The following is a 24,832-nucleotide window of genomic DNA, read 5'->3' as shown; positions in this document are numbered from 1 at the left end:
CGCAACCCCTCGGGTGGAAAGGCAGGATATGATCATCGTTCCCGAAAGCAGGATCGCGGGGCTTTTGTCGCGCCAGGACAGTTTCGAGGCCATCGAGGGCGTGTTCGCCGCGATGGCGCAGGGATCGGCGCGCAACTTTCCGGTGATCCGCGAAGCGCTTGGCCATGCCGATGCGCTTTACGGGTTCAAGTCCGGTTTCGATGGCGATGCGCTGAACCTCGGCCTGAAATCGGGGGGATACTGGCCCGGAAACGCGGCGCGGGGGCTGACGAACCACCAGTCCACGGTGTTCCTGTTCGATGCCGATACCGGGCGGTGCCGTGCGGTCGTGGGGGGCAACCTTCTGACCGCGCTGCGCACCGCGGCGGCGGCGGCCGTGTCGGTCGCGCATCTGGCGCGGACCGATGCGCGGGTTCTGGGCATGATCGGTGCAGGCCATCAGGCGGCCTTCCAGCTGCGCGCGGTGGCGGCGCAGCGCAGCTTCGAGAAGGTCGTGGGCTGGAACCGCTCGCCCGAAAAGTTGACGGCGCTGGCCGCGGTCGCCGAAGAGCTGGGCCTGCCGTTCGAGGCCGTCTCGCCCGCGGAACTGGGCGCCGCGGCCGATGTGATCGTCACCATCACCTCCAGCTTCGCGCCGATCCTGAAGTCCGCCGATATCCGCCCCGGCACGCATCTGGCCTGCATGGGCACCGATACGCGCGGCAAGCAGGAGGTCGAGGCCGCTCTGGTTGCCCGCGCCTCGGTCTTCACCGATGAGGTCGCGCAGGCGGTCGGCATCGGCGAGTGTCAGCATGCCGTGGCCGCGGGCCTGCTGGCCCCCGAAGCGATCACCGAACTGGGCAAGGTGATCGTGCAAGAGCATCCCGGCCGCAGATCCGACGCAGAGATCACGCTTTTCGACGGGACCGGGGTTGGGTTGCAGGATCTGGCGGTTGCTTCCCGCGTGGTTGAATTGGCTATGGCGCGTGGCGTCGCAACGGACGTAGAGTTCTGAAAAGCCAACTGCGTAAAAGGGGGATACGCCATGTCGACGGAAGACGCCAAAGAGGTCACGAAGCGGCAACAAGCCTTGAACTACCATGAGTTTCCCCGGCCCGGGAAGCTTGAGATCCGCGCGACCAAGCCGATGACGACCGGGCGCGACCTGTCGAACGCCTATTCCCCCGGCGTGGCCGAGGCCTGCACCGAGATCGAGAAGAACCCCGCCGATGCGGTGCGCTACACGGCCAAGGGAAACCTCGTGGCGGTCATCTCGAACGGGACGGCGGTGCTGGGGCTTGGCAATATCGGTGCGCAGGCCTCCAAGCCCGTGATGGAGGGCAAGGCCGTCCTGTTCAAGAAATTCGCGGGCATCGACTGCTTCGACATCGAGGTCAACGAAAGCGATCCCGAGAAGCTGGCCGATATCGTGTGCAAGCTGGAACCGACCTTCGGCGCCGTGAACCTTGAGGACATCAAGGCCCCCGACTGTTTCCTGGTCGAGCGGCTGTGCAAGGAGCGGATGAACATCCCGGTCTTTCACGACGACCAGCACGGCACCGCGATCGTGGCCTCGGCCGCGGCGGTCAACGCGCTGCGGGTGGCGGGCAAGACCGCCGATGCGATCCGCGTCGTGGCCCTTGGGGCAGGGGCCGCGGGCATCGCCTGCCTGAAGATGCTGATGGTGATGGGGGTGCGGAAGGAAAACATCACCATGCTGGACAGCAAGGGCGTGGTGCACAGCCAACGCAACGACCTGACGCCCGAGAAGCGCGAATTCGCGCGCGAGACCGAAATGCGCACCACCTCGGACGCGATGGAGGGGGCGGACCTGTTCCTGGGCGTGTCGGGGCCAGGCCTTCTGACGCAGGACATGGTGCGCAAGATGGCCCCGAACCCGATCATCTTCGCGCTTGCCAACCCCACCCCCGAAATCATGCCCGAAGAGGCCCGCGAAGCCGCGCCGGGCGCGCTGATCGCTACGGGCCGGTCGGACTATCCCAATCAGGTCAACAACGTCCTGTGCTTCCCCTTCATCTTCCGCGGTGCGCTGGATGCCGGCGCGACCGAGATCAACGACGCCATGAAGCTGGCCTGCGTCGAGGCCATCGCGGCCCTCGCGCGTGAGACGACCTCGGCCGAGGTCGGGCAGGCCTATAGTGGCGAAAAGCTGACCTTCGGGCCGGATTACCTGATCCCCAAACCGTTCGATCCGCGCCTTCTGCCCACCATCGCCTATGCCGTCGCCAAGGCAGCGATTGAATCCGGGGTGGCCACGCGGGCGCTGGACCTTGAGGCCTACAAGGGGCAGTTGCAGGCCAAGGTCTTCAAGTCACACGCGATTATGCGACGGGTGTTCGACGCGGCGCGGACCGCCAACCGCCGCATCGCTTTCGCCGAGGGCGAGGACGAGCGCGTGCTGCGCACCGCCCAGGCCATGGTCGAGGAAAAGCACGACACCCCGATCCTGATCGGCCGCCCCGATGTCATCCTTGCCCGGCTGGAGCGCGAGGGCCTGAAGATCCGCATCGGCGAGGATTTCGAGGTCGTCAATCCCGAGGACGATCCGCGCTACCGCGACTATTGGGGGACGTATCACACGATCATGGAGCGCGATGGCGTCACCCCGGATCTGGCAAAGGCGATCCTGCGCACGAACACCACCGCGATCGCCGCCGTGATGGTGCATCGGGGCGAGGCCGACAGCATGATCTGCGGCACCTTCGGGCAGTATCGCTGGCATCTGAACTACGCCACCCAGGTGCTGAGCAATTCCGAGCTGCACCCGATCGGTGCGCTGTCGCTTCTGATCCTGGATGACGGGCCGCTTTTCGTGGCCGACACGCATGTGAACCTTGTCCCGACCGCCACGCAGATGGCCGAAACCGTGATCGCGGCGGCGCGCCATGTCCGCCGTTTCGGGGTTGAGCCGCGGATCGCGCTTTGCTCGGGCTCGCAGTTCGGGAACCTGGATTACGAGCCGGGCCGCATCATGCGCAGCGCGCTGGAGATCCTGCGGGGCATGGATCTGAACTTCGAGTATGAGGGCGAGATGCACACCGATGCGGCGCTTGATCCCGATCTGCGGGCGCGGCTGTTCCCCAACGGGCGGCTGACCGGCAAGGCCAATGTGCTGATCTATTCCAATACCGATGCGGCGGGCGCGACCCGCAACATCCTGAAATCCGTGGCGGGCGGCATCGAGGTCGGCCCGATCCTCATGGGTATGGGCAACCGCGTCCATATCGTCACTCCGTCCATCACCGTGCGCGGGCTGCTGAACACCGCCGCCCTCGCCGGATCGGAGGTGTCCAGCTACGGATAGATCCCGAAACCACAGGCCGCGGTCCTCCCCAAAACAAGAAAGCCGCGCCCAACAGGAAGGAATATCAGAAAGATGGCGTCCCAGACCCACCCGGATGCAGTGAACGAAATGCTGCCCCCGCCAAAGCTGTTTACCCTTGGGTTGCAGCATGTCCTTGTCATGTATGCCGGGGCCATCGCGGTCCCGCTCATCATCGGCCGCGTGCTCAAGCTCGACCCCGAGCAGGTGGCCTTCCTCATCTCGGCCGATCTGTTCGTCTGCGGCATCGTGTCGATCATCCAGTCGCTTGGCATGTCGCCCTATTTCGGCATCCGCCTGCCGGTGATGATGGGCGTGACCTTCGCGGCCGTCGGGCCGATGGTGGCGATCGGCGCCGCCAATCCCGGTGTCGACGGCGCGCGGATGATCTTTGGCGCGATCATCGGCGCGGGCATCATCTCGATGCTGATCGCGCCATTGATCAGCCGGATGCTGCGCTTCTTCCCGCCCGTCGTGACCGGCACGATCATCCTTGTGATCGGGGTGACGCTGATGCGGATCGGCATCAACTGGATCTTCGGCCTGCCGGTCGGCCCGACGGCGCCGAAGCTGGTCAGCCCGGAACATGCCGAATGGCTGAACGCAGTGAAGGATCTTGCCGGCAGCGGCGCGGTTCCCGAATTGCCGCAGGGCCTGTCGCTTGCGGCCTCGTCGCCCAACCCGGCCTATGCCAGCCCGACGAATATCACGGTCTCGGCGCTGGTGCTGGTCGTGGTGCTGCTGGTGGCGCGCTATGCCAAGGGGTTCCTGGCCAATATCGCGGTGCTTGTGGGCATCGTGGCGGGCGGCCTTGCCGCGGCGCTGATGGGCATGATGCATTTCGACAAGGTGGCCGATGCCGGCTGGTTCGCGCTGATCACGCCGTTCCGCTTCGGCATGCCGATCTTTGATCCGGTGATGATCTTTACCATGGTGCTTGTGATGATCGTGGTGATGATCGAGTCGACGGGCATGTTCCTGGCCCTGGGCGAGATGTGCAACCGCAAGATCACCCGCCCGATGCTGACCGCCGGGCTGCGCACCGATGGTCTGGGCACGCTGATCGGCGGGGTCTTCAACACCTTCCCCTATACCTCGTTCTCGCAGAACGTGGGGCTTGTGGGGGTGACGGGGATCCGGTCGCGCTATGTCTGCGTGGCGGGGGGCATCATCATGATCGTCCTTGGGCTGATCCCGAAGATGGGTGCACTGGTGGAATCCCTGCCGACGGCGGTTCTGGGCGGTGCGGGCCTTGTGATGTTCGGCATGGTGGCCGCAACCGGGGTGCGCATCCTGTCGGGCGTGGATTTCAAGACGAACCGCTTCAATCTGTTCGTGGTGGCCGTCTCGCTCGGGTTCGGGATGATCCCGCTGGTCGCGCCCGATTTCAAGATGTGGATGCCCCATGCGATCCACCCGCTGATCGAATCCGGCATCCTTCTGGCCTCGATCGCGGCGGTGGCGCTGAACTGGTTCTTCAACGGCGCGGTCGAGATCGGCGAGGATGAGGCGAAAGAGGCAGCACTGGCGGCCGATGGCGGCCACTGACGCACGCTGAGCGAACCGAAAGACGAAGGCCCCGGTGGTGCAACCGGGGCCTTTTCCATTTGGCGGACAGGGGCTCAGAAGGTGACGGGGATCGGGGTCTCGAACCAGTATTCCTCAAGGTTGTTGCCCGCCCCGATGCGGTCGACCACGGCGTAAAGCCCCTGCGCGCCGATCGGGGCCAGGACCCCGTGCCATGTGCCGCGCAGCAGGTTGACCGATTGCCCCCGCGCGGTCAGGAAGGCGCGCGGGTTGACGGGGGTGCCGTTGTCATCCTCGGCCACGACCACGAGGAAGGGCACCTGATTGAGCGGGATGAAGGCCTGGCTGCCAAGCGGGTGACGCTCGACCATCCGGACGCTGAGGGGCTGCGCGGCGGGTTGGGAATCGAACAGGCTGATCCCGGCCTGCCCGTCCCCGAAATCAAGCCGCGCCAGATCATGGTGGCGGCCGCAAAGCCCCTGGTTGATCATCTTGTCGGGGGTGCCCGAGATCTCGATCACGTCCCCGAAGGGGGCGAAGGCCCGGGCGGTCAGCGGCTCGGCGTGCAGGCTCATGGCAGCAGATCCTTCAGGCGCAGCTCGGCGATCCGCTCCACCTGGCGGCAGGCCTCGGCGAATTCGGTCTCGTTGTCATTGGCGATGCGCCGCCCGAAGGCCGCAAGGATGCTGGCCTTGGTATTGTCCCGCACCGCGATGATGAACGGAAAGCCGTGGCGGGCGACATAATCGGCGTTGAGCCTTTCGAAGGTGGCGCGTTCCTGATCGGTCAGCGCGTCAAGCCCGGCCCCGGCCTGTTCCGAGGTGGACTCCGCCGTCAGCCGCCTGGCCTGCGCCAGCTTGCCCGCAAGGTCGGGATGCGCGTTCAGCACGCCAAGGCGTTCGTCATGGCTTGCACTGCGGAAGGCGCGGGCAAGGGCGTTGTGGACGCCCGCCGCGCAATCATGCGCGGGGCCAAGCTCCAGATCCCATGCGCGTTCGGCGATCCAGGGCGAATGCTCGAAGATCCCGCCGAACCGGGCGACGAAACCGGCCTTGTCCATCCGGCTTGGCCGTTCGTGCCGGGCCGGCGGGTGGGTGCTGACCCAATGTTCGGCAATGTCGATCCGCCGTGCAAACCAAACCCCGGCATGCGACCGGGCATAGTCGAGAAACCGCTTCAGCCCCGCGATCTTGCCGGGGCGGCCGATCAGGCGGCAATGCAGGCCGACCGACATCATCTTGGCGGCGCCGGCCTCGCCCTCGGCGTAAAGCACGTCGAAGGCGTCCTTGAGATACTGGAAGAACTGCTCGCCGGTGATGTAGCCGGGGGCGGTGGCGAAGCGCATGTCATTGGCTTCCAGCGTGTAGGGGATGATGAGCTGATCCCGGTCCCCGACCCCAAGCCAGTAGGGCAGGTCGTCGTCATAGGTGTCCGAGACATAGGCGAAGCCGCCCTCTTCCGCGACGAGCCGCACCGTGTTGGCCGAACAGCGCCCGGTATACCAGCCGCGCGGCCGCTCTCCGACGACCTCGGTGTGCAGCCGGATCGCCTCGGCGATGGCGGCGCGCTCCTGGTCTTCGGGCATGTCCTTGTGCTCGACCCATTTCAGCCCGTGCGAGGCGATCTCCCAGCCGGCGGATTTCATCGCCGCAACCTGCGCGGGGCTGCGTGCAAGGGCCGTGGCCACGCCATAGATCGTCAGCGGCACCCCGGCCCCGGTGAACAGCCGGTGCAGCCGCCAGAACCCGGCGCGCGCGCCGTATTCATAGATCGACTCCATGTTCCAGTGGCGTTGGCCGGGCCATGGCGCCGCGCCCGCTATATCGGACAGGAAGGCCTCCGAGGCGGCATCGCCGTGCAGGACGCAGTTTTCCCCGCCCTCTTCGTAGTTCAGCACGAATTGCACCGCGATCTGGGCGCCGCCCGGCCATTCCGCATCCGGCGCCTGCGCGCCATATCCAAGCATGTCGCGGGAATATCGGTTCATCGGAGCCCCCTTCTCTTGTGCGATCCCTTGTAAATCACGGCAATGAAAATGACTTTCAGGTTCTTTTTGAAGAAGCTGTCGGAAAGTTTGCACTGTATCCTGTGCGATAACGCGCCAATATGGCGGCCGACGCAAGTGACAGGGGATGGAGATGGCCGGTTATCTGACGACGCATGTTCTGGACACGGCCCGCGGCTGCCCTGCGGAAGGATTGCAGATCGACCTTTACCGCATCGAGGCCGAGGCGCGTATCCACCTGTGCAGCCTTGTGACCAATGCCGACGGGCGCACCGACCGCCACATCCTTCCGGCGGAGGAATTCGCCGTCGGCTGCTATGAGCTGGTCTTCCATACCGGCGATTACCTTGATGCCAGCGGCACGCCGCCCGAAGATCCGCGGTTCCTCAATATCGTGCCGATCCGCTTCGGCATGTCCGAGGCCGCGCATTACCATGTGCCGCTTTTGCTGTCGCCGTTCGGCTATTCCACCTATCGCGGAAGCTGATCGGGGCTTGTGGCAACCGCGTTCTGGATGTGGCGGGCCATGAAGTCGATGAACAGCCGCGTCTTGGGGTCCTGCCTGCGGCGGTGGGTGAACAGGCACGCCATCTGGATCGGCACCGGCGGCTCGTCCGGCAGCACCCGGACAAGGCGCCCGGCGCGCAGATGCTCGGCCACCTCGAAAAGCGGCTTCAGCACGATGCCGTGCCCGCCAAGCGCCCATTGCGTCAGCACATCCCCGTCATCCGATTCCAGCGGCCCCGAGACCGCAACGCGCCGCACGCCCTCGGGCCCCTGCAACGGCCACTGGAATTCCGGCGCGCCCGGATAGCGCAGGTTAAGGCAATCATGCCCGTCCTTCAGCGCGGCACTGTCGCGCGGCATGCCCTTGCGCGCGATATAGGCGGAGGAGGCGCACAGGACGCGCGGGCAATCGGTGATCTTGCGGATGCGCAGCGTCGAATCCTCGGGCACGCCCAGGAAGAAGGCCGCATCCAGCCCCTCGGCCGCCAGGTCCAGCCGCCGGTCCGACAGGCGCAGGCGCACGGTGATCAGCGGATAGGCCTCGCGGAAGGCGGGCACCATCGGCGCGATCAGCCGCCGGCCCACGCCAAGCGGGGCCGCGACATAAAGCGATCCGCGCGGCGTCTGGGTGACGTTACTGATATCCGCTTCGGCCTCGTCCACGGCATCGAGGATCTTGCACGCGCCCTGGTAGAACAGCTCTCCCTGTTCGGTCGGGTTCAGCTTGCGGGTGGTGCGCTGGAACAGCCGGACATTGAGATGTTCCTCCAGCTGCGAGATCCGCGCCGAGGCGACCGCCGCGGAAATGCGCTGATCGCGGGCGGCGGCGGACATGCTGCCCAATTCATAGACACGGATGAAGGTTCTGATGTTGTCCAGATAGGCCATGGCACATTTTGCGGTTTTTTTTGAAGCAGCTTGGAGTATTTGCTGGATACAGCAATAACCGGAACTTCGCTAGCGTTCCCTGAAATCCTGAGGGAGGGGGTTGTGATGTTTGAATTGGCCATCGCCTGGGACTGGATCGGATTCGCGGTTCGCTGGCTGCATGTCATCACCGCGATCGCCTGGATCGGGTCGTCGTTCTACTTCATCGCGCTGGATCTGGGGCTGCGCAAGGTGCCGGACCTGCCCGTCGGCGCCCATGGCGAGGAATGGCAGGTCCATGGCGGCGGCTTCTACCATATCCAGAAATATCTGGTTGCGCCCGAGCGCATGCCCGAGCATCTGACATGGTTCAAATGGGAAAGCTATGCCACATGGCTTTCGGGGGCCGCGCTTCTGATGATCGTCTACTGGGCGGGGGCCGAGCTTTACCTGATCGACACGGCGAAGGCGGATCTGAGCGTCTGGCAGGGCATCGCCATCTCGGCCGCCTCGCTGACCGTCGGCTGGCTGGTCTACGATTTCCTGTGCAAATCCGGACTGGGGGAGAAGCCCACGTTCCTGATGGTGCTGCTGTTCGTGCTGCTGGTGGCGATGGCGTGGGGCTATAACCAGATCTTCACCGGGCGCGCGGCGCTTCTGCATCTGGGGGCCTTCACCGCCACGATCATGACGGCCAACGTCTTCCTGATCATCATGCCAAACCAGCGCATCGTGGTGAAAGACCTGCAAGAGGGCCGCACCCCCGATCCCAAATACGGCAAGATCGCCAAGCTGCGCTCGACCCATAACAACTACCTGACGCTGCCGGTCGTGTTCCTGATGCTGTCGAACCACTATCCGCTGGCCTTCGCGACGCAATACAACTGGCTTATCGCGGCGCTGGTCTTCCTGATGGGGGTGACGATCCGGCACTGGTTCAACACCCGCCACGCGCGCAAGGGCAATCCGCACTGGACCTGGGCGGTGACGGTGATCCTGTTCATCTGCATCATGTGGCTGTCGACCGCGCCCCTGATGCAAGAGGATCTGGAGACCGCCGAGGCGCGCGCGCTGACCCCCGCCGAGCAGCGCTTTGCCGAGGCCGAGGGTTTCGACGCGGTCCAGGACATCGTTCTGGGCCGGTGCTCGATGTGCCACGCGCGTGAGCCGGGCTATGACGGGATCCATCGCGCGCCCAAGAACGTGCTTCTGGAAACCCGCGGCGAAATCGCCCGCGCCGCGCGCGCGATCTATATCCAGGCCGGGGTCAGCGTGGCCATGCCACCCGCGAACGTGTCGTGGATGGAACCCGAGGAGAGGGCGCAGATCGTGCGCTGGTATCGCGCCGCGACGAACGGGGGCAGGGTCGCCGCCGCGAACTGATCCGCCGCCGAAGGGCCGCACAGCGAAAAGCCCGCGCCGTCAGGGCGCGGGCTTTCCGTTTCCGCCGAATGAGGCGACTCAGCCTTTAGGCGCGGCTTCCAGCGTATCCTCGAAGGTGCGCAGGCCGGTGCGCGGGGCCTGCACCAGAACGGCCATGTTGCCGGGCTTGTGCTGGTTCTTCCACATCTTGGTATGCGCCTTGGGGATGTCCGCCCAGGGGAAGACCTCGGACATGCAGGGATCAAGGCGCCGCTCCAGCATCAGCTTGTTGGCGGCCGATGCCTGCTTGAGATGGGCGAAGTGGCTGCCCTGAAGGCGCTTCTGGTGCATCCACATGTAGCGCACGTCGAAGGTGCAGTTGAACCCGCTGGTGCCGGCGCAGATCACCACCATGCCGCCCTTCTTCACGACCAGAGTCGAGACCGGGAAGGTCGCCTCGCCGGGGTGCTCGAACACCATGTCCACGCTGACGCCCTTGCCGGTGATGTCCCAGATCGCCTTGCCGAACTTGCGCGCCTCTTTCAGCCACTCGTTATATTCCGGGGTGTTGACCTTCGGCAGTTGCCCCCAGCAGTTGAAGTCCTTGCGGTTGATGACGCCCTTGGCGCCCAGCCCCATGACGAACTCGCGCTTGTCCTCTTCCGAGATTACGCCGATCGCGTTCGCGCCGGCCGCGTTGATCAACTGGATCGCGAAGGAACCAAGCCCCCCCGAGGCGCCCCAGACCAGCACGTTCTGGCCGGGCTTCAGGTCATGCGGTTCATGCCCGAAAAGCATCCGGTAGGCGGTGGCCAGCGTCAGCGTATAGCAGGCGCTTTCCTCCCAGGTCAGGTGGCGCGGGCGGGGCATGAGCTGCTGCGCCTGCACGCGGGTGAACTGCGCGAAGGAGCCGTCATTCGTCTCGTAGCCCCAGATCCGCTGGCTGGGCGAGAACATCGGATCGCCGCCGTTGCACTCCTCGTCGTCGCCATCGTCCTGGTTGCAGTGGATCACGACCTCGTCGCCCACCTTCCAGCGTTTTACCTTGTCGCCGACTTTCCAGATGATCCCCGAGGCATCCGAACCCGCGATGTGATAGGGCTGCTTGTGGCCGTCGAACGGGCTGATCGGCACGCCAAGGCCGGCCCAGACCCCGTTATAGTTCACGCCCGCAGCCATCACGAGGACCAGCACCTCGTGGCTGTCGACCTCCCATGTGTCGACCACCTCGACCTCGAAGGATTTCTCGGGTTCGCCATGACGGTCGCGCCGGATCGCCCACGCATACATCTTCTTAGGAACATAGCCGAGGGGCGGCATTTCGCCGATCTCGTAGAGGTCTTTTTCCGGCGCATCGTAAGGCGCGATCGGGCTTTGCACGTCAAGGGCCATTGGCGTCTCCTGTCAGCAGTTGCCGCGCCGCAGAATCGGGGCGGTCTTGTGCTTCGGATACCGATTGGCGCGCAACATTGCAATGCCTGACCTTACGTTTTTGTAATTTTATGTCCCTCGCATGCGCAGAAAAACAGCATGCGGGCGCAGCAATGCCGCAGATTGTCAATTCCGGCGCAAAGCCGGCTCTGCCGCAGCGCGGCGAATTGACAGGGATACAATATTTCGCCTAATTCGGGTTCAGTCGCAATTTTGTTGCGAACCCAGGATTCGGAGGCCGCCATGACCGATACGCCAAAACCCGCCAAGGACAAGCCCTGGCTGTTCCGCACCTATGCGGGCCATTCGACCGCCGAGAAATCCAACGCGCTTTACCGCACGAACCTGTCCAAGGGGCAGACCGGCCTTTCGGTGGCCTTCGATCTGCCCACCCAGACCGGCTATGACAGCGACCATGTCCTGAGCCGGGGCGAGGTCGGCAAGGTCGGCGTGCCGGTCTGCCATCTGGGCGACATGCGCGCGCTGTTCGACCAGATCCCGCTGGAGCAGATGAACACCTCGATGACGATCAACGCGACCGCACCGTGGCTTCTGTCGCTTTACATCGCGGTGGCCGAAGAGCAGGGGGCGGATGTCTCCAAACTTCAGGGCACGGTGCAGAACGACCTGGTCAAGGAATACCTGTCGCGCGGCACCTATATCTGCCCGCCGAAGCCCAGCCTTGCGATGATCACCGATGTCGCCGCCTATACCGCGCAGCACCTGCCCAAATGGAACCCGATGAACGTCTGTTCCTACCACCTGCAAGAGGCCGGCGCGACGCCCCAGCAGGAACTGGCCTTCGCCCTTGCCACCGGGATCGCGGTGCTGGACGATCTGAAGGACAAGGTCCCGGCCGAGGGGTTCCCGGCGATGGTGGGCCGCATCTCGTTCTTCGTGAATGCGGGCATCCGCTTCGTCACCGAGATGTGCAAGATGCGCGCCTTCACCGAACTGTGGGACGAGATCTGCCGCGACCGCTATGGCATCGAGGAAGAGAAGTTCCGCCGCTTCCGCTATGGTGTGCAGGTCAACTCCCTTGGCCTGACCGAGCAGCAGCCCGAAAACAACGTCTACCGCATCCTGATCGAGATGCTGGCCGTCACGCTGTCGAAGAACGCGCGTGCGCGCGCGGTGCAGCTGCCCGCCTGGAACGAGGCGCTCGGCCTGCCGCGCCCCTGGGATCAGCAATGGTCGCTGCGCATGCAGCAGATCATGGCCTATGAGACCGATCTTCTTGAATATGGCGACCTGTTCGACGGCAACCCGGCCGTCACCGCCAGGGTAGAAGAACTGAAGGACGGCGCGCGGCAAGAGCTTGCGACGCTCGATTCGATGGGCGGTGCGATCGCCGCGATCGACTACATGAAATCCCGGCTGGTCGAATCCAACGCCGAGCGGCTGAACCGGATCGAGGCGAACGAGACCATCGTCGTCGGCGTGAACCGCTGGCGCGAGGGTGAACCGAGCCCGCTGACCGCGGGCGATGGCGGCATCATGGTGGTCGACCCGGCGGTCGAGCAGGACCAGATCGCGCGCCTGCAAGCCTGGCGCGCGGCGCGCGACGAGGGGGCCGTGCAACTGGCGCTTGGCGCGCTGCGCGATGCGGCAAAGGCCGGCGAGAACATCATGCCGGCCTCGATCGCCGCGGCGAAAGCGGGCGCCACGACCGGCGAATGGGCTGGTATCATGCGCAAGGTTCATGGCGAATATCGCGGCCCGACCGGCGTTTCGCGCAACCCCTCGAACCGCACCGAGGGGCTGGAAGAGATCCGCGAAGCCGTGGATGCGGTCTCGAGCCAGCTTGGCCGCCGCCTGAAATTCGTGGTCGGCAAGCCCGGTCTCGACGGTCATTCCAACGGCGCCGAGCAGATCGCCTTCCGCGCCCGCGATTGCGGCATGGACATCACCTACGAAGGCATCCGCCTCACGCCCGAGCAGATCGTCGCCAGGGCCGTCGAGGACGAGGCCCATGTCGTGGGCCTGTCGATCCTGTCGGGCAGCCACCTGCCGCTGATCGAAGAGGTGATGGAGCGGATGCGCGCGGCCGGGCTCGGGCATGTGCCGGTGCTGGTCGGCGGCATCATCCCCGACGAGGATGCCGGGAAGCTGCGCGGCTTCGGCGTCGCGCGGGTCTATACACCCAAGGATTTCGAGCTGAACCGCATCATGATGGACATCGTGGCGATGGTCCGCCCTGCGCCCATCGCGGCGCAATAGGCGCGGGTTTCTCCCTTCCCCCCGTTCGCGCGCGGCCCTATGGTCGCGCGCATGACCGCTGCACCGACCTTCTCTGACGATCAGGCCGAAGCCTGGGACCGCGTGGCCGAGGCGCTTGCCGATGCCGGGATCGACCTTGTCGAAAGCACGCTGATGCCCGATGGCGGCGGCAGCCGGGTTCTGGCGGTGATCGGCAAGGCGGGGTCGGGCAAGACCATGCTGCTGGCCGCGCTGTTCAAGGCGCTGGAGGCTGCGGGGGTCGAGATCGTCTCGGGCGATTTCGAGGGGCGCAAGCGCAAGGACAAACGCACGCTGGCGATCCTTGCGCCGACTAACAAGGCCGCATCCGTCCTGCGCACGCGCGGCGTGCCGGCCACCACGATCCACCGTATCCTCTATACCCCGCTTTACGATCCCGAATACGAACGCATCGCGGAATGGCTGGCCGGGCAGGGGGACCGCCCCAATGTCGACATGCTGGAAATCGGCGGGCTGACGGATGAGGCGCTCGACCGTGCCCGCGCCTTCTACGAACAGGTCAAGTCGATCCCCGCCGCCCTTGCCGCCGCGGGGCTGCGTGGATCGGATTTCATTCGCGGCTGGAAACGGCGCGAGGACCCCCTTGATATCGGCTTCGTCGACGAATCCTCGATGCTCGACGAACGCCAGTTCGACGACCTGCGCGAGCTGTTCTCGACCCTCATCCTGTTTGGCGATCCGGCGCAGCTGGCCCCGGTGAACCAGTCGGGTGAAATGGTGTTCGAGCGGCTTTCCGACAAGCGCAAGCTCGTGCTGCACCGCATCCACCGCCAAAGCGACGACAACCCGATCCTCGATCTCGCCCATGCCCTCTCCGACGATGCCCTGACCTTTGAGCGGTTCGAGCGGATGATCGAGGAATTCGCGCGCAACGATCCCCGCGTGGTCTGGGCCGAACGGGTGGAAAGCGATCTCATGGCGCGCAGCCCGGTCCTGGTCTGGCGCAATGCCACCCGTATCCGCCTGATCCAGGCCTTCCGCGCGGCCCATGGCGCCCCGGCCGATCAGCTTCTGCCCGGAGAGCCGCTGATCTGCGACGGAATCGAGCTGCCGCTCAAACATCGCAAGAAGCGCATCGACCTCGAGGCGCGGGGCCTCATCAAGGGGGCGCAGGTCATCTATCTCGGCCCCGGCAAGAAGCCGGGCTTCTCGCGCCTGCATGTGATGGGCGCAGAGGATCCGCGCCTTTCCGCGGCCTCGATCATCAAGATCGAACTGCCCGACCAGGAAGAACCCTTCATCCCCTATGCCGCCCGCATGGGTGCAGCCTTCCTGCATGGCGCTGCGGTCACCATCCACAAGGCCCAGGGGTCGCAATGGGAAAACGTCCAGGTCTTCGCCCCGGATCTTTACGCGGCCTTCCGCGCCGGGCGGGTCGAGGCCGGCATCCCGCTTTGGAAACGGCTGGCCTATGTCGCGATCACGCGCGCCGAACAGCGCCTCCTTTGGGTCACGCGCGCCCGGCTTGCCCGCCCCGCCGCCCCGCTGTCCATCGACGATCTCAAACCCGGTGCGGCACCGCTGCGGCTTGAGGCCGAAGATCCCTGAGGGTTTCTTCAGAGGCGAAATATCCCCGCCGGAGGCTTCCCCGACAAAGGCCGGGAGCCTCCGGCAGGGATATTTGAACGAAGATGAAAGCAGGCCCCTTTCGCCTGCCGCGCAGGCGGCCTAGTCTGCATTCCGGATGCCCGAGAGAAGGAGATGGCAGATGCGCTGCGTATTCGTCCAGTTTCGCTGTCAGCCCGGCAAGACCTATGAGGTGGCCGACGAGATTTTCGACCGCGAGGTGGTCAGTGAGCTTTATTCGACCAGCGGCGATTACGACCTGATTGCCAAGATCTATATCCCCGAAGATGTGGATGTGGGGCATTACCTGTCCGAAATGCTGTTCGATATTCCCGGTATCAGCAGGACGCTGACGACGATGACCTTCAAGGCGTTCTAGCCGTCAGGTTTTTGTGCGGGGGTCAGTTCCGGATGATGCGGAAGATGGCGGCCGCGGCCCAGCCGGCGAATACGGCAAGCGCCAGCGACATCAGGCCATAGGCGGCGGGAAGATCGCGCGACAGGCCGAAAAGCCAGCGTTCCAGCCCGACCTTGCGCACATAGATCGCCGCGCGATGCTGATCGATGACATGGCCACCGCGCAGCAGGAAGATGCGGGTCTTGTAATCGCCTTCGGCGAGATTCGAGGGCAGGTCGAAATCGGCGCGAAACAGCGTGTCCTCGACCAGATGAACCCCGCCCGTCTCGACCGAATAAAGCCCATCGGCCTCGCGGATCCTGAGAAGGGCTTCGGTGAAGGGGCGCGCATCCGAAACGGTTAGCGGGCCAGAGAAGGCCCGCATCGCCAGCGGGATCGAGATGCGTTGGGTTACGTCTTCGTCCGGGGCGAGGATGTCGTTCAGCGGTCCGGTCGTGGCAACGGAATAGAAGGTGGGGGCGGCTGCCACGCCCACGGAGGCGGTGTTGACCCAGATGCCCGCCTCGCGCGATTTGCGCCGGATGGTGACGGGGGCAGAGGGGCCCTCGAGCGTCACGATGACCTCGAGGGGCGGGCCGCCCGGTTCCGGGCTATAGCGTTTCACCGCGCCGTAGATCAGGATCTCGGAGCCTTCGAAGCTTGCCGTGATGTCGATATTGTCCTGGCTGAGCCCGGCGACGACCTCTTCCGCGCGCGTGGCAACGCCGGTTAGGCAAAGGAGAAGGGCGGCGGCGAAAAGCTGTCTCATGCCGCGGCCCCCGTCGAAAGCGAGTAGAGATCGCCCGGCGGGATCAGCAGGTCGAGCGCAAGCTTGCCGGCCACTGCCAGCACCAGAAGCGCCAGAAGGATGCGCAGCTGCTCGGCTTTCAGCCGCGCGCCGAACTGCGAACCGATCTGCGCGCCGATCACGCTGCCGATGATCAGCATCAGGGCCAGCATCACGTCGACCGACTGGTTGGTTATGGCGTGCATGAAGGTGGTGAAGGCGGCAACGAAGATGATCTGGAACAGCGAGGTGCCGATCACCACCTTGGTCGGCATGCCCAGCAGGTAGATCATGGCGGGCACCATGATGAAGCCCCCCCCGACACCCATGATGGCCGCGAGGATGCCCACCACCATGCCCACGAGGATCGGCGGAATGACCGAGATATAAAGGCCCGAGGCGCGGAACTTGACCTTCAGCGGCAGGTTGTGCACCCAGGTATGCTGATGGCGCTTTACCGGCTTGGTCGCGCGGCGGGCGCGGCGCATTGCGCGCAGTGATTCCTGCAACATCAAAAGCCCGACCGAGCCAAGGAAGACGACATAGGACAGCTGCACCACAAGGTCTATCTGACCCATGCGCGCCAACAGGTTGAACAGCCACACGCCCAGGGCCGATCCGCTCAGCCCGCCCAGAAGCAGCACGAGGCCCATCGGCACATCCACCGCCTTGCGCTTGAACTGCGCCAGAACGCCGGAAACCGAAGAGGCGACGACCTGGTTTGCGCCCGTGGCCACGGCCACGGTGGGCGGGATGCCGATGAAGAACAGAAGCGGCGTGATCAGGAAGCCGCCGCCCACCCCGAACAGACCCGACAGCACGCCGACCAGCCCGCCGATCCCCAGCAGGAGAAAGGCGTTCACTGCGATTTCGGCGATCGGGAGATAGATCTGCATCTGTCGGTTCCGCGCGGGGATCTTGTCCCCAGTCATGCCCCCCAAGGCGGGCGGTGTCAAACTTCGGACGCCGGTGTCCGAGGCTCAGCCCAGATCGCGCAGATATCGTCGGAGAACCCGTTCGAGCTTGGCCGCGCCCAGGGGGGCGATGGCCTTGGTCTGTTCGTGGCTGATCTGTTCGTCAGCCATCCCGGCGCCCATGTTGGTGATGACCGAAACGGCCGCGACGCGAAGCCCCAGGAACCGCGCAAGGATCACCTCGGGAACGGTCGACATGCCCACGGCATCCGCGCCCAGAACCTTTGCCGCGCGGATCTCGGCCGGGGTCTCGAACGAGGGGCCGGAGAACCAGCAATAGACCCCTTCGGGCAGCGCGATGCCCTCGGCCCGGGCGGCGGTGGCAAGGGCTGCGCGCAGTGCGGGATCATGCGCCTCGGTCATCGGGACGAAGCGCGCGTCGGTCGGCTCTCCGATCAGGGGGTTGGTGCCGGCGAAGGCGATGTGATCGTTCAGCAGCATCAGCCCGCCGGGCGGGATGTCGGCGCGCAGTGATCCGGCCGCGTTCGTTAGCAGAAGCGACTCGCATCCCAGCCCGCGCAGGATCTCCAGCGGCAGGCGCATCTCGGCGGGGTTGCCGTGCTCGTAATAATGCGCCCGTCCGCCAAAGACGGCGACGCGCTGTCCCTCAAGCTCTCCGATCACAAGCCTGGGGTTGTGCCCCGAGACGCCGGCATGCGGAAAGCCGGGAAGGTCCGAATAGGGGATGGCGGTGCCCTGCACCTCATCGGCCAGATGGCCGAGGCCCGAGCCCAGGATCAGCCCCAGCCGGGGCGGCGCCGTGCCCGCCCGGTCGCGGATCAGGCGGGTGAGTTCAGCGCTCTTTGACATAGGGTTCTCCGCCCGCGCGCGGCGGGATCGCCTTGCCGATGAATCCCGCAAGGATGATGACCGTCAGGATATAGGGCAGCGCCTGCATGAACTGCACCGGCAGCGTGACGAAGCCCAGATCGAGATTCTGGTAGCGGTTGGCGATCGCCTCGAGAAAGCCGAACAGCATCGTGGCGCCAAGGGCGGGCAGCGGGCGCCATTTTGCGAAGATCAGCGCGGCAAGCGCGATGAAGCCGCGCCCGGCGGTCATTTCCTTGACGAAGCCCGCCGACAGGCCAGTGGCCAGATAGGCCCCGGCAAGGCCGGTCAGAAGCCCGGTGATGGCCACCGCCGTATAGCGCAGCCGTATGACCGAGACCCCGGCGGTATCCACCGCGGCAGGGTTTTCGCCCACCGCGCGCAGCCGCAGCCCGAAGCGCGTGCGAAACAGAAGCCACCATGTGGCGGGCACCGCAAGGAACGCCACATAGACCAGCGCGGTATGCCCCGAGATCAGGTCGTAATAGATCGGGCCGATCACCGGCACGTCGCGCAGCGCCACGGCGCCGGGCAGGACGATCGGCTCGAACCGGCCGCCGCCCATCAGCTGCGGGGTGCGTCCGCCCTGGCCGAACCAGCTTTGCGCGATCAGCACCGTAAAGCCCGAGGCCAGGAAATTCACCGCAACGCCCGAGATTAGCTGGTTCCCGCGAAAGGTGATCGAGGCAAGCCCGTGGATTACCGCAAGAACCATCGCGCCCGATATTCCCGCCAGCAGGCCCAGCCAGACCGAGCCCGTCACCGCCGCGATCGCCCCCGAGGCGAAGGCGGCCATCAGCATCTTGCCCTCAAGCCCGATGTCGAAAACGCCCGCGCGTTCGGAATAAAGCCCGGCCAGACAGGCCAGAAGCAACGGAACCCCCAGCCGCACGGTCGAATCGAGGATCTGGATCAGGGTCTGGAAATCCATCACTTCGCCTCCTTCGCGGTGGCGATGAACAGCCGCTCCACCGGGCGGCGCACCATGTTGTCCAGCGCCCCCGTGAACAGGATCACCAGCGCCTGGATCACGGTGATCAGCTCGCGCGGGATCGAGGTTTCCAGCGCAAGCTCGGCCCCGCCCTGATAGAGAAAGCCGAACAGGATCGCGGCCAGCAACACGCCCACGGGATGGTTGCGCCCCATCAGCGCGACCGCGATGCCGATGAAGCCCGCCCCCTCGACCGCGTTCAGGACCAGCCGCTCGGCCTCACCCATGACGTTGTTGATCGCCATCATGCCCGCAAGCGCCCCCGAGATCAGCATCGAGACCATGATGATCCTGAACGGCGAAATCCCCGCATAGCGCGCCGCGCTTTCCGATTTGCCATAGGCCCGGATCTGATAGCCAAGCCGCGTGCGCCAGATCAGCAGCCAGACCAGCCAGCAGGCCGCAAGCGCCACGAACAGCGTCACATTGGCCGGAACCGAGCGCGAGAAGACGCCGCCAAGGCCCGGAATGTCATGCAGCGAGGGCAGCTTCGCTCCGGCCGGAAAGCGGGCTGTGGCCGGGTCCATGCTGCCCACCGGGCGCATCACGTTGACCAGCATGTAGTTCAGAAGCGAGGCGCCGATGAAGTTGAACATGATCGTCGTGATGACGATGTGGCTGCCGCGCCGCGCCTGAAGCCAGGCCGGGATCGCGGCCCATGCCGCGCCGAACAGCGCCGCGCCAAGCGAGGCGGCCAGAAGCGCCAGCGTCCAGTGCGGCCAGGGCAGCGCAAGGCACACGATCGCCACGCCCAGGCCGCCAAGCGTCGCCTGACCCTCGCCGCCGATATTGAACTGGCTTGCGTGGAAGGCCACCGCAACGGCAAGGCCGGTGAAGATGAAATTGGTGGCGTAGTAAAGCGTGTAGCCCCAGCCATAGGCCGAACCGAGCGCCCCCGAGACCATCACCTGAATGGCGCGCACCGGGTCTTCGCCGATCGCAAGGATGACCAGCGCGGAAATGGCGAAGGCGATGATCAGGTTGATCGCGGGGATCAGGGCAAGGTCGGCCCATTTCGGCATCTTGTCCATCAGTTCACCACCCCGGCCATCATCAGGCCCAGTTCGCGCTCGTCGGTCTTGTCGGGGTCGCGCTCGCCCATGATATGTCCGTCGAACATGACCGCGACACGGTCCGACAAGGACAGGATCTCGTCAAGCTCGACCGAGACGAGAAGCACCGCCTTGCCCGCGTCGCGCAGCTCGATGATCCGCTTGTGGATGAACTCGATCGCGCCGATGTCCACGCCGCGCGTCGGCTGCCCGACCAGCAGCAGATCGGGATTGCGCTCGATCTCGCGCGCGAGCACCAGCTTTTGCTGGTTGCCGCCCGAGAAGGACTTGGCCGGCAGGGTCGGGATCGGCGGGCGCACGTCGAAACGCTCCATCTTGCCCTTCGTGTCCTCAAGCAATGGGGCATTGTCCATCAGGAAGGCGTTCTTCTGGTATTCCGGGGCATTGTGATAGCCGAAGGCCATGTTCTCCCAGGCCATGAAATCCATGATGAGGCCCAGATGCTGGCGGTCCTCGGGCACATGGGCGATGCCGCGCGCGCGCCGGGTCTGGCCGTCGGAATGGCTGCCGGTCAGGTCGATCGGCGCGCCGTTGATGCGGATGCTGCCGGTTGCGGCCTGGAACCCGCCCAGAACCTTCAGAAGCTCGGATTGCCCGTTGCCGGCCACGCCCGCGATGCCAAGGATCTCGCCCGCGCGGATCGACAGGGAAATGCCCTTCACCCGCTCCACCCCGTCCTGATCGACGACGCGCAGATCCTCGATCTCCAGCACGGTGGCGCCGGGTCTGGCGGGGGCCTTCTCCACATCGAGAAGCACCTTGCGGCCGACCATCAGCTCGGCCAGCTCTTCGGGGCTGGTCTGTGCGGTCCTGACCGTCGCCGTCATCTCGCCGCGGCGCATTACGCTGACGGTGTCGGTGATTTCCATGATCTCGCGCAGCTTGTGGGTGATCAGGATGATGGTCTTGCCCTGCGCGCGCAGGTTGTCGAGGATGCGGAACAGATGGTCCGCCTCGGCCGGGGTCAGAACGCCCGTCGGCTCGTCCAGGATCAGCACATCGGCCTGGCGGTAAAGCGCCTTGAGGATTTCCACGCGCTGCTGATGCCCGACCGAAAGCTCTTCGATCAGCTCGTCGGGGTCGACATCCAGCTCGTATTCCTCGGCGAGTTCGGCCAGCGACTTGCGCGCCTTGGCCAGCGACGGGCGCAAGAGCGCGCCGTCTTCCGCACCGAGGATCACGTTTTCGAGGACGCTGAAATTCTGCACCAGCTTGAAATGCTGGAACACCATGCCGATGCCGGCGCGGATCGCGGCCTGGCTGTCGGGAATGGTGATCGGCGCGCCGTTGATCAGGATCTCTCCGGCGTCGGCCTTGTAGAAGCCGTAAAGGATGGACATCAGCGTGGATTTGCCTGCGCCGTTCTCGCCGATGATGCCATGGATGGTTCCGGGCATGACCCGGATCGAGATGTTCTTGTTGGCCTGAACCGTGCCGAACGCCTTCGAGATGCCCCGCAGTTCGATTGCGGGGGCGGGGGCGTCGGACGCGGCAGTTTCCTGCCGCGCCGCATTTTGCACTGCCGCCATCGGCCTATTCGACCGGGCAGGTGTTGTCCGACATGTAGTCGTGCACGGCGATCTCGCCCGACTGGATCTTCGCGCTTGCGGCATCCGCGGCGGCCTTCATCTCGTCGGTGACAAGCTCGGCGTTGTGCTCATCCAGCGCGTAGCCCACGCCTTCCTTGGCAAGGTCCATCACCACCACGCCGGTTTCCAGATCGGCCCCGGCGACGAAGGCCTCGTAGACCGAGTTGTCGACGCGCTTGACCATCGAGGTCAGAACCTTGCCGGGATGCAGGTGGTTCTGGTTGCTGTCCACGCCGATCGACAGGATGCCCTCGTCGGCGGCGGCTTGCAGCACGCCGATGCCGGTGCCGCCGGCCGCGGCATAGACCACGTCGGCGCCCTGGCTGATCTGCGCCTTGGTCAGCTCGGCGCCCTTCACCGGGTCGTTCCAGGCGGCCGGCGTGGTGCCGGTCATGTTCTGGATCACCTTCGCCTCGGGGTTGGCGGCCTTGACGCCCTGCACATAGCCGCAGGCAAACTTGCGGATCAGCGGAATGTCCATGCCGCCGATGAAGCCCACCGTGCCGGTCTTCGAGGCGGTCGCGGCCATGATGCCCACCAGATACGAGCCCTGCTCTTCGGTGAAGACGACCGAGCGCACGTTGGGCTGATCGACGACCATGTCGATGATGGCGAATTTGGTGTCCGGATAATCCGGCGCGACCGAGTTGAGAACGTCGCCGAAGGCAAAGCCCGTCATCACGATCGGGTTGGCGCCCGACTCGGCCAGGCGGCGCAGGGCCTGTTCGCGCTGCGCCTCGGATTGCATCTCAAGCTCTTTGTAGCTGCCGCCGGTTTCGTTCACCCAGCGTTGCGCGCCGTTGAAGGCGGCCTCGTTGAAGGATTTGTCGAATTTGCCGCCCAGGTCATAGACCAGCGCCGGATCGGCAAGCGCCGCGCCCGAGCACAGGGCCAGCGTCGCGGCCGCGCCAAGAAACTGTTTCATGAGGGTCATGGATCACTCCCGGTCGTGTTGCGGCGCTCCGGGGCGGAGCACCTACTGGCGGGCAAAGGGCCCGCGGACCCCTTGGATTAGGGACGAGACGAGCGGGCCGGTCAAGCGCGATTTTTCGCGTATCGCCCGCTTGTTATCGGTCTCTCGGCGGTAAAAACCGTGGGCGCGGGGTGCCGATCGGCCAGTGCAGGACCAGCGCGTCGCAGGCTTTTCCATCGAGGGTGGTGTAATAGCCCCGCCGCCGTCCGGCACCTTTCCAGCCAAGGGAATCATAAAGCGCGCGGGCGGGGCCGTTCTCCTCGGCCACCTCAAGAAAGGCATGTGTCGCGCCGCGTTGCGCCGCCGTTTCGGCAAAGCGCCGGACCAGCAGGCGCGCGATCCCGCCCCGGCGTAGGGCGGGATCGACGGCAAGGGTCAGAAGTTCGGCCTCGTCCGCGATCGCGCGGCCCAGAAGGAAACCGCCCGGTTCCTCCAGAAGGAAGCAGTGCGGCGTGGCCAGAAGGGCCGCGAATTCCTGCGCCGACCACGGCCGGGGGGTGGTGAAACAGGCGGCATGCAGCGCGGCAAGCGCGTCGGGGTTCATGGCAGGATGACGGGGGGCGGATCGGCCGGGGGCGCCGCATCCGCGCCGCGCAGATAAAGCGGCGCGGGGCGGGGCTGCGGCACGCCGCGCCGCGCCGCCGCGATGCGGGCGATCGCCTCGGCCATCGGCATCGCGGGGCCAAGCACCCGCGCACCGGGCAGGCGCGGGGAGGCAAGCGCCGCGGCGCTGCCGGTCAGGGCGCCGGGGGCGGCGATGCGCGCGGGCAGATCGGCAAGCGCGTCGAGCGCGGGCGCCCCCATGCCGTCCGTGCCGAATTCCTGCCAGTAGACGGCATCGCGCCGCGCGTCCTCGATCACCGTCAGCGGGCGGGGCAGGGCATGGGCGCGCGCCTCCAGTGTGCTGACGCCGATGGCCGGAATGCCGAGCGACAGCGCCAGCCCCCGCGCCGCCGCAACCGCGATCCGCACCCCGGTGAAATTGCCCGGCCCGACCCCGACGCCGATCGCGGCCAGATCGCGCCAGCCCGTGCCGGCCCCGGCCAGCACCTCTTCCAGCATCGGCATCAGGCGTTCGGCCTGACCCTTGGCCATCTCTTCATGGCGCGATGCCAGCACCCGTTCGCCCGCAAGCAAAGCGGCCGCGCAATGCGCGGCCGATGTGTCGAATGCCAGAACGAGGGGCTCAGACGGCAACGGGACGGACCTCGACCACCTCGGGAATGTAGTGGCGCAGCAGGTTCTCGATCCCCATCTTGAGGGTGAGCGTCGAGGACGGGCAGCCCGCGCAGGCGCCCTGCATGTGCAGATAGACCACGCCGCGTTCAAACCCGTGGAAGGTGATGTCGCCGCCATCCTGCGCCACGGCGGGGCGCACCCGCGTATCAAGCAGCTCCTTGATCTGTGCCACGATCGCGGCATCGGGGCCGGAATGATCGGCATGCCCACCGCTTGCGGCCCCCTCGCCCTCGATCACGGGGGCGCCGGATTGGAAATGCTCCATGATGGCGCCAAGGATCGCGGGTTTCGCGTGGTCCCATTCGGTGTCTGGCGTTTTCGTCACGGTGACGAAGTCCGATCCCAGGAACACCCCGGCAACGCCGGGCACGGCGAAAAGGCGTGTGGCCAGCGGCGAGCGCGTCGCGGCATCGGCCGTGGGGAAATCCGCGGTGCCGGTCTCTAGCACGGTCTGGCCGGGCAGGAACTTCAGCGTGGCGGGGTTCGGCGTGGACTCGGTCTGGATGAACATCGTGCGCTCCTTCGTAGGGCAACAGATATGCGCCCGCACCCGCCCCTAGTCAAGTTTGGAACCGTTCTAAATGGCGATTCAGACCTTAAGTCGCAGGCTTTTGTTCAGGTGATCGCCTCAAGCCGTTCCTTCGACATGTCGCCGGGCACGATGGTGATCGGGCAGGGCAGCGAGCCCGAGTTGCGGCTCATCTGCGTCACAAGCGGGCCGGGGCCGGATTTGTCGGTGCCCGCCCCCAGCACCAGAACCCCGATCGAGCTGTCTTTCTGGATCACGTCGAGGATCTCGGTCACCGGCTCGCCCTCGCGGATGATCAGCTCGGGGTCCACCCCCTGCCGGTCGCGCATCCATTTGGCGAACACCTCGAAATGGGCTTCGATCCGTTCGCGGGCTTCGGCGCGCATGATCTCGGACACGCCGATCCAGTGCTGGTATTCGTCGGGCGAGATAACCGACAGGATGGTCACCCCCGCGCCGGTATGGGCCGCGCGCATCGCGGCAAAGCGCATGGCGTTCAGGCATTCGCGCGTATCGTCAAGAACCACAAGGAACTTGCGCATGATCTCTCCTATGATCGCGTCGGGCGATCATCGCCCGATGTGCCCGGTCTTGGCAACCATGCGC

23 protein-coding genes are annotated in these 24,832 nt (G+C 65.5%); 8 read left to right on the top strand and 15 right to left on the bottom strand.

Annotated features, from left to right (window positions below; translation table 11 throughout):
• The first annotated feature begins 28 nt into the window (after positions 1-28).
• The 3 genes from bhcD (at position 29) to AC4PTO_RS14980 (ending at position 4,870) form a co-directional block, all read left to right on the top strand.
• Positions 29-994, top strand: a complete 966-nt coding sequence (bhcD, locus tag AC4PTO_RS14990; protein ID WP_492729809.1) for an iminosuccinate reductase BhcD — start codon at positions 29-31, stop codon at positions 992-994.
• A gap of 30 nt (positions 995-1,024) precedes the next feature.
• Positions 1,025-3,304: an NADP-dependent malic enzyme gene (locus AC4PTO_RS14985; protein ID WP_492729807.1), complete on the top strand. Its 2,280-nt coding sequence runs from the start codon at positions 1,025-1,027 to the stop codon at positions 3,302-3,304.
• Between the two features lie 72 nt (positions 3,305-3,376).
• Complete coding sequence (locus AC4PTO_RS14980) at positions 3,377-4,870, top strand: nucleobase:cation symporter-2 family protein (protein ID WP_492729805.1); 1,494 nt, start codon at positions 3,377-3,379, stop codon at positions 4,868-4,870.
• A 74-nt stretch (positions 4,871-4,944) separates the two neighbouring features.
• Here AC4PTO_RS14980 and AC4PTO_RS14975 read toward each other — a convergent pair whose 3' ends face one another.
• Both AC4PTO_RS14975 and puuE read right to left on the bottom strand, forming a co-directional pair.
• The gene (locus AC4PTO_RS14975) at positions 4,945-5,424 is read right to left on the bottom strand and encodes an ureidoglycolate lyase (RefSeq protein WP_492729803.1); all 480 of its coding nucleotides are present in this window, start codon (positions 5,422-5,424) and stop codon (positions 4,945-4,947) included.
• A complete protein-coding gene (puuE, locus tag AC4PTO_RS14970) occupies positions 5,421-6,836 on the bottom strand; it encodes an allantoinase PuuE (protein ID WP_492729802.1) in 1,416 nt (471 codons plus the stop codon). The genes AC4PTO_RS14975 and puuE overlap by 4 nt, the downstream gene beginning before the upstream one ends.
• A 151-nt stretch (positions 6,837-6,987) precedes the next feature.
• On the opposite strand from puuE, the gene uraH reads away from it, so the two are divergent.
• A complete protein-coding gene (uraH, locus tag AC4PTO_RS14965; RefSeq protein ID WP_492729800.1) occupies positions 6,988-7,341 on the top strand; it encodes a hydroxyisourate hydrolase in 354 nt (117 codons plus the stop codon).
• On the opposite strand, the gene AC4PTO_RS14960 is transcribed toward uraH, so the two are convergent.
• Positions 7,326-8,249, bottom strand: coding sequence for a LysR family transcriptional regulator (locus AC4PTO_RS14960; RefSeq protein WP_492729798.1), 924 nt, complete (start codon positions 8,247-8,249; stop codon positions 7,326-7,328). The two genes, uraH and AC4PTO_RS14960, sit on opposite strands and share 16 nt — an antisense overlap.
• Before the next feature lie 105 nt (positions 8,250-8,354).
• On the opposite strand from AC4PTO_RS14960, the gene AC4PTO_RS14955 reads away from it, so the two are divergent.
• Positions 8,355-9,611, top strand: a complete 1,257-nt coding sequence (locus tag AC4PTO_RS14955; RefSeq protein WP_492729796.1) for a urate hydroxylase PuuD — start codon at positions 8,355-8,357, stop codon at positions 9,609-9,611.
• 78 nt (positions 9,612-9,689) lie between these two features.
• On the opposite strand, the gene ccrA is transcribed toward AC4PTO_RS14955, so the two are convergent.
• Complete coding sequence (gene ccrA, locus AC4PTO_RS14950; RefSeq protein ID WP_492729794.1) at positions 9,690-10,982, bottom strand: crotonyl-CoA carboxylase/reductase; 1,293 nt, start codon at positions 10,980-10,982, stop codon at positions 9,690-9,692.
• A 282-nt stretch (positions 10,983-11,264) separates the two neighbouring features.
• Here ccrA and AC4PTO_RS14945 point away from each other — a divergent pair, with 282 nt between their 5' ends.
• The 3 genes from AC4PTO_RS14945 (at position 11,265) to AC4PTO_RS14935 (ending at position 15,225) form a co-directional block, all read left to right on the top strand.
• Positions 11,265-13,241, top strand: coding sequence for a protein meaA (locus AC4PTO_RS14945; RefSeq protein ID WP_492729792.1), 1,977 nt, complete (start codon positions 11,265-11,267; stop codon positions 13,239-13,241).
• Positions 13,242-13,292: 51 nt separating this feature from the next.
• Entirely contained in the window at positions 13,293-14,828 is a 1,536-nt protein-coding gene (locus AC4PTO_RS14940) for an ATP-dependent DNA helicase (protein WP_492729790.1), read from the top strand.
• 160 nt (positions 14,829-14,988) lie between these two features.
• Positions 14,989-15,225: an Lrp/AsnC ligand binding domain-containing protein gene (locus tag AC4PTO_RS14935; RefSeq protein ID WP_492729788.1), complete on the top strand. Its 237-nt coding sequence runs from the start codon at positions 14,989-14,991 to the stop codon at positions 15,223-15,225.
• A 22-nt stretch (positions 15,226-15,247) separates the two neighbouring features.
• Here the strand turns inward: AC4PTO_RS14935 and AC4PTO_RS14930 are convergent, their stop codons facing one another.
• From AC4PTO_RS14930 to AC4PTO_RS14880, 11 genes are all read right to left on the bottom strand, one after another.
• The gene (locus tag AC4PTO_RS14930) at positions 15,248-16,012 is read right to left on the bottom strand and encodes a TIGR02186 family protein (RefSeq protein ID WP_492729786.1); all 765 of its coding nucleotides are present in this window, start codon (positions 16,010-16,012) and stop codon (positions 15,248-15,250) included.
• The gene (locus AC4PTO_RS14925; RefSeq protein ID WP_492729784.1) at positions 16,009-16,926 is read right to left on the bottom strand and encodes a sulfite exporter TauE/SafE family protein; all 918 of its coding nucleotides are present in this window, start codon (positions 16,924-16,926) and stop codon (positions 16,009-16,011) included. The genes AC4PTO_RS14930 and AC4PTO_RS14925 overlap by 4 nt, the downstream gene beginning before the upstream one ends.
• Positions 16,927-17,010: 84 nt before the next feature.
• Complete coding sequence (locus tag AC4PTO_RS14920) at positions 17,011-17,814, bottom strand: purine-nucleoside phosphorylase (protein WP_492729783.1); 804 nt, start codon at positions 17,812-17,814, stop codon at positions 17,011-17,013.
• Positions 17,798-18,763 carry an ABC transporter permease gene (locus tag AC4PTO_RS14915; protein WP_492729781.1) on the bottom strand — a complete coding sequence of 322 codons (966 nt, stop codon included), beginning with the start codon at positions 18,761-18,763 and terminating at the stop codon, positions 17,798-17,800. The genes AC4PTO_RS14920 and AC4PTO_RS14915 overlap by 17 nt, the downstream gene beginning before the upstream one ends.
• Complete coding sequence (locus tag AC4PTO_RS14910; protein WP_492729780.1) at positions 18,763-19,854, bottom strand: ABC transporter permease; 1,092 nt, start codon at positions 19,852-19,854, stop codon at positions 18,763-18,765. Before AC4PTO_RS14910 ends, AC4PTO_RS14915 begins: the two co-directional genes overlap by 1 nt.
• Entirely contained in the window at positions 19,854-21,425 is a 1,572-nt protein-coding gene (locus tag AC4PTO_RS14905; RefSeq protein WP_492729778.1) for an ABC transporter ATP-binding protein, read from the bottom strand. Before AC4PTO_RS14905 ends, AC4PTO_RS14910 begins: the two co-directional genes overlap by 1 nt.
• Before the next feature lie 4 nt (positions 21,426-21,429).
• Positions 21,430-22,419 carry a BMP family lipoprotein gene (locus AC4PTO_RS14900; protein ID WP_492729776.1) on the bottom strand — a complete coding sequence of 330 codons (990 nt, stop codon included), beginning with the start codon at positions 22,417-22,419 and terminating at the stop codon, positions 21,430-21,432.
• Positions 22,420-22,552: 133 nt separating this feature from the next.
• Complete coding sequence (locus tag AC4PTO_RS14895; protein ID WP_492729774.1) at positions 22,553-23,002, bottom strand: GNAT family N-acetyltransferase; 450 nt, start codon at positions 23,000-23,002, stop codon at positions 22,553-22,555.
• The gene (gene tsaB, locus AC4PTO_RS14890) at positions 22,999-23,655 is read right to left on the bottom strand and encodes a tRNA (adenosine(37)-N6)-threonylcarbamoyltransferase complex dimerization subunit type 1 TsaB (RefSeq protein WP_492729772.1); all 657 of its coding nucleotides are present in this window, start codon (positions 23,653-23,655) and stop codon (positions 22,999-23,001) included. Before tsaB ends, AC4PTO_RS14895 begins: the two co-directional genes overlap by 4 nt.
• Positions 23,645-24,208: a NifU family protein gene (locus tag AC4PTO_RS14885; RefSeq protein WP_492729770.1), complete on the bottom strand. Its 564-nt coding sequence runs from the start codon at positions 24,206-24,208 to the stop codon at positions 23,645-23,647. The genes tsaB and AC4PTO_RS14885 overlap by 11 nt, the downstream gene beginning before the upstream one ends.
• 104 nt (positions 24,209-24,312) lie before the next feature.
• The gene (locus tag AC4PTO_RS14880; RefSeq protein WP_492729768.1) at positions 24,313-24,768 is read right to left on the bottom strand and encodes a universal stress protein; all 456 of its coding nucleotides are present in this window, start codon (positions 24,766-24,768) and stop codon (positions 24,313-24,315) included.
• Positions 24,769-24,832 lie beyond the last annotated feature (64 nt).

It is taken from the genome of Rhodobacter maritimus, from assembly GCF_058747975.1.
The sequence above is the reverse complement of the archived record's forward strand: the minus strand, read 5'-3'. Positions and strand labels throughout refer to the sequence as shown.

Excerpts from the sequence above, each read along its gene's own strand:
- bhcD (WP_492729809.1), top strand. The coding sequence starts at position 29 with ATGATCATCGTTCCCGAAAGCAGGATCGCGGGGCTTTTGTCGCGCCAG.
- AC4PTO_RS14985 (WP_492729807.1), top strand. The coding sequence starts at position 1,025 with ATGTCGACGGAAGACGCCAAAGAGGTCACGAAGCGGCAACAAGCCTTG.
- AC4PTO_RS14980 (WP_492729805.1), top strand. The coding sequence starts at position 3,377 with ATGGCGTCCCAGACCCACCCGGATGCAGTGAACGAAATGCTGCCCCCG.
- AC4PTO_RS14975 (WP_492729803.1), bottom strand. The coding sequence starts at position 5,424 with ATGAGCCTGCACGCCGAGCCGCTGACCGCCCGGGCCTTCGCCCCCTTC.
- puuE (WP_492729802.1), bottom strand. The coding sequence starts at position 6,836 with ATGAACCGATATTCCCGCGACATGCTTGGATATGGCGCGCAGGCGCCG.
- uraH (WP_492729800.1), top strand. The coding sequence starts at position 6,988 with ATGGCCGGTTATCTGACGACGCATGTTCTGGACACGGCCCGCGGCTGC.
- AC4PTO_RS14960 (WP_492729798.1), bottom strand. The coding sequence starts at position 8,249 with ATGGCCTATCTGGACAACATCAGAACCTTCATCCGTGTCTATGAATTG.
- AC4PTO_RS14955 (WP_492729796.1), top strand. The coding sequence starts at position 8,355 with ATGTTTGAATTGGCCATCGCCTGGGACTGGATCGGATTCGCGGTTCGC.
- ccrA (WP_492729794.1), bottom strand. The coding sequence starts at position 10,982 with ATGGCCCTTGACGTGCAAAGCCCGATCGCGCCTTACGATGCGCCGGAA.
- AC4PTO_RS14945 (WP_492729792.1), top strand. The coding sequence starts at position 11,265 with ATGACCGATACGCCAAAACCCGCCAAGGACAAGCCCTGGCTGTTCCGC.
- AC4PTO_RS14940 (WP_492729790.1), top strand. The coding sequence starts at position 13,293 with ATGACCGCTGCACCGACCTTCTCTGACGATCAGGCCGAAGCCTGGGAC.
- AC4PTO_RS14935 (WP_492729788.1), top strand. The coding sequence starts at position 14,989 with ATGCGCTGCGTATTCGTCCAGTTTCGCTGTCAGCCCGGCAAGACCTAT.
- AC4PTO_RS14930 (WP_492729786.1), bottom strand. The coding sequence starts at position 16,012 with ATGAGACAGCTTTTCGCCGCCGCCCTTCTCCTTTGCCTAACCGGCGTT.
- AC4PTO_RS14925 (WP_492729784.1), bottom strand. The coding sequence starts at position 16,926 with ATGCAGATCTATCTCCCGATCGCCGAAATCGCAGTGAACGCCTTTCTC.
- AC4PTO_RS14920 (WP_492729783.1), bottom strand. The coding sequence starts at position 17,814 with ATGTCAAAGAGCGCTGAACTCACCCGCCTGATCCGCGACCGGGCGGGC.
- AC4PTO_RS14915 (WP_492729781.1), bottom strand. The coding sequence starts at position 18,763 with ATGGATTTCCAGACCCTGATCCAGATCCTCGATTCGACCGTGCGGCTG.
- AC4PTO_RS14910 (WP_492729780.1), bottom strand. The coding sequence starts at position 19,854 with ATGGACAAGATGCCGAAATGGGCCGACCTTGCCCTGATCCCCGCGATC.
- AC4PTO_RS14905 (WP_492729778.1), bottom strand. The coding sequence starts at position 21,425 with ATGGCGGCAGTGCAAAATGCGGCGCGGCAGGAAACTGCCGCGTCCGAC.
- AC4PTO_RS14900 (WP_492729776.1), bottom strand. The coding sequence starts at position 22,419 with ATGACCCTCATGAAACAGTTTCTTGGCGCGGCCGCGACGCTGGCCCTG.
- AC4PTO_RS14895 (WP_492729774.1), bottom strand. The coding sequence starts at position 23,002 with ATGAACCCCGACGCGCTTGCCGCGCTGCATGCCGCCTGTTTCACCACC.
- AC4PTO_RS14885 (WP_492729770.1), bottom strand. The coding sequence starts at position 24,208 with ATGTTCATCCAGACCGAGTCCACGCCGAACCCCGCCACGCTGAAGTTC.
- AC4PTO_RS14880 (WP_492729768.1), bottom strand. The coding sequence starts at position 24,768 with ATGCGCAAGTTCCTTGTGGTTCTTGACGATACGCGCGAATGCCTGAAC.